The organism is uncultured Winogradskyella sp., assembly GCF_963975125.1.
Lineage (GTDB): Bacteria > Bacteroidota > Bacteroidia > Flavobacteriales > Flavobacteriaceae > Winogradskyella.
On record NZ_CAXBGB010000093.1, the window covers coordinates 1 to 11297 of the forward strand.

Annotated in this window: 9 protein-coding genes and 1 pseudogene; all 10 read left to right on the plus strand. The window is 34.1% G+C overall.

Annotation, left to right across the window (positions count from 1 at the left end):
- The coding region (locus AAC053_RS12120; RefSeq protein WP_339756963.1) for an ATP-binding protein at window positions 1–1908 on the plus strand (1908 nt) is incomplete at its 5' end.
- An 11-nt stretch (window positions 1909–1919) separates the two neighbouring features.
- The gene (locus AAC053_RS12125; RefSeq protein ID WP_339756966.1) at window positions 1920–3224 is read left to right on the plus strand and encodes an ATP-binding protein; all 1305 of its coding nucleotides are present in this window, start codon (window positions 1920–1922) and stop codon (window positions 3222–3224) included.
- On the plus strand, window positions 3224–3598 hold the full coding sequence (locus AAC053_RS12130) for a response regulator (protein ID WP_339756970.1): 375 nt from the start codon (window positions 3224–3226) through the stop codon (window positions 3596–3598). Before AAC053_RS12125 ends, AAC053_RS12130 begins: the two co-directional genes overlap by 1 nt.
- Window positions 3598–4638 carry an adenylate/guanylate cyclase domain-containing protein gene (locus tag AAC053_RS12135; RefSeq protein WP_339756972.1) on the plus strand — a complete coding sequence of 347 codons (1041 nt, stop codon included), beginning with the start codon at window positions 3598–3600 and terminating at the stop codon, window positions 4636–4638. Before AAC053_RS12130 ends, AAC053_RS12135 begins: the two co-directional genes overlap by 1 nt.
- A gap of 82 nt (window positions 4639–4720) precedes the next feature.
- Complete coding sequence (locus tag AAC053_RS12140; protein ID WP_339756975.1) at window positions 4721–5869, plus strand: DUF6265 family protein; 1149 nt, start codon at window positions 4721–4723, stop codon at window positions 5867–5869.
- 6 nt (window positions 5870–5875) lie between these two features.
- Complete coding sequence (locus AAC053_RS12145) at window positions 5876–7222, plus strand: M28 family metallopeptidase (RefSeq protein ID WP_339756977.1); 1347 nt, start codon at window positions 5876–5878, stop codon at window positions 7220–7222.
- 2 nt (window positions 7223–7224) lie between these two features.
- A complete protein-coding gene (locus AAC053_RS12150; protein WP_339756980.1) occupies window positions 7225–7575 on the plus strand; it encodes a hypothetical protein in 351 nt (116 codons plus the stop codon).
- A 3-nt stretch (window positions 7576–7578) separates the two neighbouring features.
- A complete protein-coding gene (locus tag AAC053_RS12155) occupies window positions 7579–9210 on the plus strand; it encodes a M1 family metallopeptidase (RefSeq protein ID WP_339756983.1) in 1632 nt (543 codons plus the stop codon).
- Window positions 9211–9212: 2 nt separating this feature from the next.
- The gene (locus tag AAC053_RS12160; protein ID WP_339756985.1) at window positions 9213–9785 is read left to right on the plus strand and encodes a YdeI/OmpD-associated family protein; all 573 of its coding nucleotides are present in this window, start codon (window positions 9213–9215) and stop codon (window positions 9783–9785) included.
- A gap of 103 nt (window positions 9786–9888) precedes the next feature.
- Window positions 9889–11297: pseudogene (locus AAC053_RS12165) on the plus strand (hypothetical protein); the annotation flags it as partial.

Below are 11297 nucleotides of genomic sequence, written 5' to 3' on the forward strand. Positions count from 1 at the left end.
ATGGCAATGCACAATAGTGAAGAACTTTTAGAGGTCATTACTGTAGTTTCCGAACAATTACAAGAACTAGATTTCAAATTTGTTCATGTCAGCTTTGCCAATAATGACAATAGCGAAGGGTATAAATTTTGGACTGCAGCTAAAGGTCTGTCTAGGCCAATGCGATTTACTACACCGTATTTAGATATCGCTGTTTTTAATAATTTGAGAGCAGCACAAGAAAAATCTGATTCATTTTGTACTGATGTTATAACTAAAAAAGAACATAACAAATGGCATAGCCATTTACTCAAACATGGTGGATCTAAGGTGTTTTCAAAAGAAGACAATGCGTTTATAATGAGTAGAGGAATGGCGAGATCTATTGCTATTAATCCCAATATAATGTTGATTCTTGCAAACTATGCTTCTATTCCATATTCAGAAGATGAGAATAAAATCATTGAACGATTTGGGCAGGTTTTCGAGCAATCTTATACACGTTTCCTCGATTTACAAAAAGCAGAACAGCAAACTAGAGAAGCACAAATTGAAACCGCTCTAGAAAAAGTACGTTCACGTACCATGGCCATGCAACATAGTGATGAATTGCCTGAGGCTGCCAATAATCTATTTCTACAAGTACAAGAATTAGGCATACCTGCTTGGAGTGCTGGTTATTGTATTTGGGAAGATGAGAGCAAAACGAGTGCGTCGTGCAATATGAGTAGTGAAGGTGAAATTCAAAAAGCATTTTCATTACCAACAATTGGCGAAGGTTATAATTTTTATGACCCTTATAAAAAAGGAGAAATCTTTCATGTTTCAGAATGCGGAGGCAAAAATCTCGTGAAGCATTATGAATTTATGAAAACACTCCCTACTGTTGGAGTCATATTAGAAGAACTTGAAAAAGCAGGAATAAGTTTACCTACCTTTCAAATATTTCATATTGTATTTTTAAAGTTCGGTTATGTAATGTTCATTACCTATGAAACTGTTCCCGATGCACATCACATATTTAAAAGATTCGGTCAGGTTTTTGAACAAACCTACACACGTTTTCTCGATTTAAAACTAAAGGAAGACCAGGCTGTTAAGCTTGAAGCAGAAAAACAGCGTTTAGAAAAAACACTAAGCGATCTTCAGCAAACCCAAAAGCAATTGATACAGTCAGAAAAAATGGCTTCACTTGGAGAGCTCACAGCAGGTATTGCTCATGAGATTCAAAACCCATTGAATTTTGTGAATAATTTTTCTGAAGTCAGTAAGGAGCTTTTAGAGGAAATGTTAGAGGAAATAGAGGCTGGAGATATGGAAGAGGTTAGAGCGATTATGTCTGATATCGTTCAAAATTTAGATAAAATAAACCATCATGGTAAACGTGCTGATGGTATTGTAAAAGGCATGTTACAACACAGTAGAGCAAGTGGTAACAAAAAGGAACCGACAAATATTAATGCCTTGGCAGATGAATATCTTCGATTAGCTTATCATGGACTTAGAGCAAAAGATAAATCGTTTAATGCACATTTGGAAACCGATTATGATAATGATATTAAAACTGTAGATGTTATTCCACAAGATATTGGACGTGTTATTCTTAATTTATTTACAAATGCATTTTACGCTGTCAACGAGAAAAAGCAACTCAATATAGATGGTTACGAACCTAACGTAACATTAAGCACAAAAAAGAACGGTAATCAGGTAACTATTTCAGTCAAAGACAATGGTAATGGTATACCTAAAAAAGCATTGGATAAAATTTTTCAACCTTTTTTTACTACTAAACCAACAGGGCAAGGCACAGGATTAGGACTTAGTATGAGCTACGATATTATTACTAAAGGACATGGAGGCGAGTTAAAGGTTGACACCAAACAAGATAAAGGAACTGAGTTTAATATAATTTTACCAATTAAATAAATCCTAATAGTATGGATGAAAACAAAGAAAAAGACTTACTGAACACTTATAATCTTTGGGTGAAAAGTTTTATGGAAGACACACCTATAGAACAACTTGATGATTTGGCATCAACAGACATTATGGGCTATGGCACCACAACGGAAGAAAGAGTCTTTGGTGTTGACCAAGTTAAAGAACTATGCCTTCTTGGGCAAGAGCAAAAAAAGCATTTAGAAGATTATAATTATCGTTTAGACATTATTAAAAAACAGTATTCAAACAATGAAGAATGTGCTGTGATTGTTGCCGAAATTGATTTGAGCTATACATTTAATGCTGTAAAGACAAAACTTCCGTTAAGAATTTCAACTGTATTATTCCATGAATTTGGAAAATGGAAAGCTGTTCATTGGCATGGTTCAGTAGGTGTAGAATCTGAAGGTGATACTTGGCATAAAGATGAATGGAAACGAGAGAACGAACGACTACAAAAGAAAGTTAACGAACAGACTACTGAATTAAGACAATCGTTAGAACACCTTAAAGCTACACAAACCCAACTTATCCAATCTGAAAAAATGGCAAGCTTGGGAGAGCTTACTGCTGGTATAGCGCATGAAATTCAAAACCCATTAAACTTTGTCAATAACTTCAGCGAAGTTAGCAGTGAACTTATCGATGAGATTAATGAAGAATTGGAAGAAGGAGACATAGAAGAGGTAAAACTTATCGCCTCAGACATTAAGCAAAACCTCGAAAAAATTAACCATCATGGAAAACGCGCAGATGATATTATAAAAGGGATGTTGCAGCATAGTCGAAAAAATACAGGCGAAAAAGAGCCTACAGACATAAACAAACTAACCGACGAATATTTTAGACTAGCATATCATGGTCTTAGAGCGAAAGACAAAAGCTTTAATGCAAAATTAGAAACCAATTTCGATCCTAATCTTGGCGAAATAACTGTCGTAAGTCAAGAGATAGGAAGAGTTATCCTAAATCTTTTCACCAATGCCTTTTATGCAGTAAACGAAAAGCAATCTAATGTAGCATCAAATACTTATAAACCGACTGTTTCTGTTGCTACATTAAGAACTGATGATATCATGAAAATTACAATAAAAGATAATGGAGATGGTATTCCAAAAGATATTATAGATAAAATATTTCAACCCTTTTTTACCACAAAACCAACGGGTAAAGGCACTGGATTGGGATTATCTATGAGCTATGATATTATTAAAGCCCATAATGGTCAATTAGATGTGTACACTAAAACTGGAGAGTTCACAGAATTTAAAATCACATTACCTATTAAAACCAATAAATAATGAAAATATTAGTAGTAGACGACGAACAAGATGTAAAAACACTTTTTCAACAGCGTTTTAGAAAAGAAATCCGGAAAGGAGAACTTGACTTCGTATTTGCTTTTTCAGGTGAGGAAGCCTTAGAAACACTTCGTAATATGGAGCAAGAGGCTGTTTTAATTTTATCAGATATTAATATGCCTGGTATGAGTGGACTACAGCTCTTAGAGATTATAAAGAAAGACTTTGTTGCACCACCTCCAGTGGTGATGATGGTTACAGCATATGGTGATGAGGAGAATTTTAACACTGCCAAGAGTTTAGGCGCAGATGATTTTTTAACAAAACCTGTTGATTTCAAATTATTAAAAGAAAAATTAATCCAACAAAGATAATGGCAAAGATACTAGTAGTCGATGACGAAACGGATTTAGAAGTACTTATAAAACAGAAGTTTCGCAAAAAAATAAGAGCTCAGGAATATGAATTTCTATTTGCCATAAACGGAAAAGATGCCTTAGATAAGATTAGTCAAAATCCTGAGGTAGATATTGTGTTAAGTGATATTAATATGCCAGAAATGGATGGTCTAACTTTACTTTCCGAGCTTCATGAATCGAGTCCTCTAATAAAATCAGTAATCGTTTCTGCCTATGGTGATATGGATAATATAAGAACTGCTATGAATCGTGGAGCATTCGATTTTATTACTAAACCCATAAATTTTGAAGATTTAACCATCACCATGGAAAAGACTTTAAAACATGCTTCACATATAAAAGACACACTCAAAGCCATAAAAGAAAACAACATATTAAAAATGTACGTTGATGAGAATGTTCTCAATTTTATGGGCAACAAAGAATTTGAGTCCACCATAATGTCTAATGAGACTATAGAAGGCACAGTAATTTTTATTGATATTTGCGGATTCACAGCCATTAGTGAAACTACATCTGCCGATAATGTTGTAAAAATGATTAACGCTTACTTCGATGAAATGGTTAAAGAAATTATAGAACAAAATGGCCATATCGATAAGTTTATTGGTGACGCCATTATGGCCGTTTTTAGAGGCGAGTATCACCTAGACAGAGCTATTGATGCTGCTTTAGCTGTTTGCAATAAAATAAATGCGCTTACGGAAATTGGCGCAGATGTAGGTTATACTCCAAAAGTATCTATAGGTATTAAAAGTGGTGAGATGATTTCTGGTAATATTGGCTCAGCTAGTTTAAAACGTTTAGACTATACTGTTATTGGCGATACGGTAAATACAGCAGCACGTTTGCAAGATGCAGCTAAAGAAAACCAAATCGTTATTTCTGAAGATTGTTATGAGAAAGTAAAAGAATCCTTTAAATGTGAAAAAATTGGAAGCATAAACTTAAAGAATAAGGCTAATCCGATGACTATTTATCAGGTTATAGAATAGCAGGTTATATGAATATATTTAGCAATAGTCATTTCCATTCTATCTCAAATATTCCGTATCTTTTCTTCTTAAATTTTTATAGATGAAATCTCTCCTAACGTTTACCATATTATTTTTAAGCTTAAGTCTATACTCGCAAATAAAAACCTTAGAGCCAAAATTAGAAAATATCGCATGGATTGCTGGAACATGGCATGGTGAAGCTTTTGGTGGACAAACAGAAGAAATTTGGAGCGAACCTTCTGGAGGTTCGATGATGGCAACTTTTAAATTGATTAATGATGGAAAAGTCACCTTCTATGAAATTGAAGTTATTCGCGAAGTTGAAAACACTTTAATACTACAACTCAAACATTTTGGAGCAGATTTAAAAGGTTGGGAAACTAAAGATGAAACGGTTGATTTTCCACTTAAAGAAATCACTGAAAACAAAGTTATTTTTGAAGGCATGAGTTTTGAGAAAGTATCTAAAAACGAAATGAATGTCTATGTTGACATTGAAGAGAAAGGAGAAATAGAAACTGTAAAATTTAACTACAAAAAGAAAGTAAATCAGGTTAAGAAGATTAATCAACTCATAACAGTAAATAAAGCAAAAGTTATACCTGTAATTGACGGAAAAGCTGATGATGAAATTTGGTCAAACAAATTTTGGTTGCCCTTAGATCAATTATGGCTTGGTAATTCTTATACTAACCAGGATTTCTCTGGTCGTTATAAATTATCGTGGTCAGAAGACGCACTTTACCTTTTAGCAGAAATAAAAGATGATGTATTGGTTGATAATAATGCTGATCCTTTAGTGAATTGGTGGGACGACGATTGCCTCGAAATTTTTATAGACGAGGACAACAGTGGTGGAGAACATCAATACAATCACAATGCTTTTGCATACCACATTGCACTAGACGGAAATGTTGTGGATATGTCACCAGACAAAAAGGGAAAACTATATAATTCTCATATAGAATCTAAACGCATAACAACAGGTAATACATCTGTTTGGGAAGTGAAAATTTCACTTTACAGTGACTCTTATAAAGATGACGAAGTAAATTCTCCTTTAAAACTACAACCAGGTAAAGTTATGGGCTTTGCCTTAGCCTATTGTGATAATGATAAAAGTAAGACGCGTGAAAATTTTATTGGCTCAGTGTATGTAAAAGGTGACGATAAAAATAGAGGTTGGATTGATGCCAATATTTTCGGAACTTTAAAACTTATAAATTAATTAGCTATGAAATATTTATTACCATTTTTAATTGTCTTTCTTTCATTCAACATGTCAGCACAAACAGATTCAAAAATTTATGATATCGTTGATGCAGTCTCAGAAGACCGTTTACGTAGTGATGTTAAAACCTTAGCTGATTTTGGTACCAGACATACCTTAAGCGATACACTTTCTGAAACTAGAGGCATTGGTGCTGCAAGACGTTGGATAAAATCTCAATTCGATAATATTTCAAAAGGTTGTGATGATTGCTTAGAAGTCTTCTTTCAAAAAGATTTAGTAGAAAAAGGAAGAAATCAACGTATCGTTAAAGATGTTATGGTGGTTAATGTGGTTGCAATACAACGTGGCACCAAATATCCAAATCGTTTTATTATAATGAGTGGTGATATAGACTCTAGAGTTTCAGATCCTAATGATTATATTTCAGATTCACCTGGTGCAAATGATAATGCTACTGGTATGGCTGGCGCTATAGAATCAGCTCGTGTGTTATCTAAATATAAGTTTGAAAGCAGTATTATCTATGTTGGCCTTTCTGGTGAAGAACAAGGTCTTTTTGGAGGTCAAGGCTTAGCCAAGTATGCAAAAGAACATAATTGGGAAATTATTGGAGTATTGAATAATGACATGATTGGCAATATCTCTGGCGTTGATGGTGTTATTGACAATCGTACATTCCGTATTTTCTCAGAAGCTATAACTACAGACGAAACAGATCCTGAAAAATTAGCAAGACAAGCTAGAGGACGTCGTTTTTATGGAGGAGAAGTGGATGGCATTTCACGTCAATTAGCACGCTATGTGCATAAAACAACAAAAACATATATGCCAGAAATGAATCCGATGATGGTCTATCGTCTAGATCGTTTTGGTCGTGGTGGACATCACAGACCTTTTAACGATGCTGGTTTTTCAGGCATCCGAATTATGGAAGCTCACGAAAATTATACGCAACAACACCAAGACATACGTACTGAAAATGGTATTGATTACGGAGATACTTTTGAGCATGTCAATTTTCCATATTGTAAAAAATTAACGGCTGTAAATGCTATTAGCATGGCAAGCCTTGCTTCTGCTCCACCTTCACCAAAAGAAGTTGGTATTGGAGGAATTGTAAAGGCTTCAGCTAAATTAAAATGGGACAAAGTTGAAGGTGCTAAAGGTTATAAAATTTACTGGAGAGATACTACATCACCAACTTGGGATAATAGTCGTTATGTTGGTGATGTTACCGAATTCACTTTAGGAGGTATTGTAATTGACAATTTCTTCTTTGGAATTGCTGCTGTTGGCAAAGATGGTTATGAGAGTATGGTTGTTTTTCCAAATAAAATAATTAGATAAATATGAAAATCAAAACATTTAGATCTTTCATCCCTGAATTATTTTTAATTGCTTCAGTACTCTATTATTGGGTTTTAACATCTAACCTGTTAAATCCTTTTGCTATTGGATTGTTAGCTATTCTCATTTATCAATTAATTAGTGAAAAATCTACACTAGGAATAATTATTTCTGGCATTGTTATATGTCTTACATTATTTATGGTGTTGGCATTAATTTCAGAATTATCTGATTTTGATGCTGCTACCGAAAATTTCAACCATTTACTGATCTTTGGTTCCTTATACCTTGGATTAACATTAATAATGGCCGTATTTATGCTCTATAAATATTTAAAACTAAAAATTAATTAAAACGTGAAATATACTTTACTCATAATTTTCGCATTTATAGTCTCAACTTCAGAAGCACAATTACTTCAAGGTAAAACGGACTATACAAAACAAGACACACTTAGAGGAAGCATTACTGCTGAGCGTGAATGGTGGGATTTAACCTATTATCATTTAGATATTGAAGTAAAACCAGAAGAAAAATTCATTTCAGGGAAAAACATCGTTCAGTATAGAGTTTTAAAACCGCATCAAGTGATGCAAATAGATTTGCAGTCTCCTATGGAAATCACCAAGGTTACTCAAGATGGTAAAGACTTGAATGTAAAACACGATGGGAATGCGCATTTTATTACACTAAAATTGAATCAAAGTATTGGTGACATTAATACCTTAGAAATTCACTATAAAGGAAAACCAAGAGAAGCTGTACGTGCTCCTTGGGATGGTGGATTCTCATGGACAAAAGACCAAAACGGAAAGCATTTTATTGCAACTTCATGTCAAAGTTTAGGTGCTAGTGTATGGTGGCCAAATAAAGATCATGCTTATGATGAAGTAGATAGTATGCTAATTAGTGTGACGAATCCAAAAGGTCTCACGAATGTGTCTAACGGTCGTCTTAGAAAACTAGAGGAAAATGATAATAACACAATCACATCACATTGGTTTGTAAATAACCCAATTAACAATTATGGAGTGAATGTAAATATTGGTGATTATGTAAATTTTTCTGAAGTTTATGAGGGAGAAAAAGGAAAACTTGATATGGATTATTGGGTTCTAAAAGATAATTTAGAAAAAGCCAAAGAGCATTTTAAGGATGCACCGAAAATGATGAAAGCTTTTGAGCATTGGTTTGGTCCTTATCCGTTTTATGAAGACAGTTTTAAACTCGTTGAAGTCCCTTATTTAGGTATGGAACATCAGAGCTCTGTCACTTATGGTAACCAGTACAAAAAAGGTTATTTAGGTAGAGATTTATCTGGTACAGGTTGGGGTTTAAAGTGGGATTTTATTATTGTCCATGAAGCCGGACATGAATGGTTTGCAAATAACATTACCAATAAAGATGTTGCAGATATGTGGATTCATGAAGGTTTTACAGCGTATTCCGAAAATCTATTTTTAGATTATCATTACGGTAAAGAAGCTTCTGCCGATTATGTGATTGGCACAAGAGCAAATATTCAAAATGACAAACCTTTAATCGGATCTTATAATGTGAATAATAGAGGCTCTAGTGATATGTACTATAAAGGTGCAAATATGCTTCACACCTTACGTCAACTGATTGAAGATGATGAGAAATGGAGACAAATTCTTAGAGGAATAAATTCAGAATTTTACCATCAAACAGTTACTACAAAACAAATCGAAGATTATATAAGTCAACAAACAGGTATAAACTTAACTGCATTTTTTAACCAGTATTTACGGGATGTTAGAATTCCGACCTTTGAATTTAAAATTAAGAATGGCGAACTTATTTATCGCTATACCAACATAGTTGAAGCTTTTGATATGCCAATTCAAATTGAAACTAGCGATGAAACACAATGGATTTTTCCAAAGAGCGAATGGCAAACAGTTCCTTTTTCTGGAACAGAATTAAAAGTGAATAGAGACTTTTATGTGATGTCCAAAAGACTATAATTGTGGAAATTCCTGAATTGCATTTTGAGCGAGACACCGATTTTTATGATTGGTTATTACAAAATCATAATAATTATAAAGCCGCATATCTTATATTTTATAAACTCGAACTAGGGATTCCAACTATGCGTTGGGAAGAAGCTGTGAGAGTAGCCCTATGCTTTGGCTGGATAGACTCAACAGTTAAAAGTTTAGGCAATGGAAAACGCAGACAATATTTTTCTCCTAGAAATCCTAAAAGTTCTTGGAGTGCTCTTAATAAAAAGTATATTTTAGAACTTGAGCCTCAAAAACTGATTCAAGAATCTGGCTATAAAATGATTGAATTAGCCAAGAAAACTGGTAAATGGACAGAAATGGATGCTGTTGAAAATGGTATTATTCCTATTGAGTTACAGAAGGCATTTGATAAAAATATTCGTGCTTACAAAAATTATTTAGGGTTCTCTAAAAGCTATAGAAAAGGCTATTTATCTTGGCTAAATAGTGCTAAACGTGAAGCTACACAGCAAAAAAGAATCGCAGAGATTATTAAACTCTGTGATGCTAATATTAAAAGTCGTGATACATGGTAAAAATCCAAAATTAATTACAACTTTTAACACCTTAACAACTATTTTTTAAATTGTAAAAAATCTTTTCCTTAATTTTAAGCACTACTTAATAAACCTATAAATAATGAAACAATTTTTCTCTCTAGTTATGCTATTCTGCATAACACTAATTTCTGCACAAGAATTTTCAATAGATGTGGTCAAAAATATGGCACCGAGAAATATTGGTCCTGGTGGTATGTCTGGTCGTGTCACTGCTATTGATGTGGTGACTAATAATCCAGATGTGATGTATGTTGGTACAGCTTCTGGTGGTCTTTGGAAATCTAATTCTGGAGGTATAACATGGGAACCTATTTTCGAAAAAGAATTAACCGCATCTATTGGTGCTGTTGAAATTCAACAATCTAATCCAAGCGTTATTTGGGTTGGTACTGGTGAAGGAAATCCTCGTAACTCGCTTAATGGTGGTTATGGTGTTTATAAATCCCTTGATGGCGGAAAGACTTGGGTGGCAATGGGACTTGAAAAGACAAGACATATTCATAGAATTATTGTAGATCCAACAAACCCAGATGTGGTGTATGTTGGTGCTATTGGCTCACCTTGGGGAGAACATCCAGAACGTGGTGTTTTTAAAACCACGGATGGTGGAAAAACTTGGAAGAACATATTATTCGCAAATAATAAAACTGGAGTTGCAGATTTAATAATGGATCCTACAAATCCGAATAAATTAATTGCTGCCATGTGGGAACACAAACGTGATCCTTGGTTCTTTAATTCAGGTGGAGAAGGTTCAGGGTTACATATTACACATGATGGTGGAAAAACTTGGAAAAAAATTACAGAAGACGACGGTTTCCCAAAAGGAAATCTTGGTCGTATTGGAGTTGCTATTGCACCAAACAAACCAAATATTATATATGCTTTAGTGGAAGCAAAGAAAAATGCACTTTACAAAAGTGAAGATGGTGGTTTTAAGTGGAAAATGATAAATAATAAAAGTGATATTGGTAATCGCCCTTTTTATTATTCTGAAATCTATGTAGATCCTCAAAATGAGAATAGAGTGTATTCGGTATTTACTTATGTGAATGTATCTAATGACGGAGGAAAAAACTTTGAACAATTAATGCCTGCTTATGGCGTAAGTAATGGTGTACATCCAGATCATCATGCATGGTGGATTCATCCTACGGATGGGAGTTTTATGATAGATGGAAATGATGGTGGTATGAATATCACTAAAGATGGAGGGAAAACATGGCGTTTTATTGGCAACTTACCAGTAGCACAATTTTATCATATTAATGTAGATAACGAATATCCTTATAATGTATATGGTGGAATGCAAGACAATGGGTCTTGGAGAGGTCCTGCTTATGTTTGGAGAGCTCAAGGCATAAGAAATAGTTATTGGCAAGAAATTAGTTTTGGTGACGGTTTCGATGTGGTACCAGACAAAGATGATTCGCGTTACGGTTGGTCAATGAGTCAACAAGGTTTTGTAAGTCGATACGATTGGCAAAC

Coding starts and splice junctions, on each gene's coding strand:
- AAC053_RS12125 (WP_339756966.1), top strand. CDS start 1,920: ATGGATGAAAACAAAGAAAAAGACTTACTGAACACTTATAATCTTTGG.
- AAC053_RS12130 (WP_339756970.1), top strand. CDS start 3,224: ATGAAAATATTAGTAGTAGACGACGAACAAGATGTAAAAACACTTTTT.
- AAC053_RS12135 (WP_339756972.1), top strand. CDS start 3,598: ATGGCAAAGATACTAGTAGTCGATGACGAAACGGATTTAGAAGTACTT.
- AAC053_RS12140 (WP_339756975.1), top strand. CDS start 4,721: ATGAAATCTCTCCTAACGTTTACCATATTATTTTTAAGCTTAAGTCTA.
- AAC053_RS12145 (WP_339756977.1), top strand. CDS start 5,876: ATGAAATATTTATTACCATTTTTAATTGTCTTTCTTTCATTCAACATG.
- AAC053_RS12150 (WP_339756980.1), top strand. CDS start 7,225: ATGAAAATCAAAACATTTAGATCTTTCATCCCTGAATTATTTTTAATT.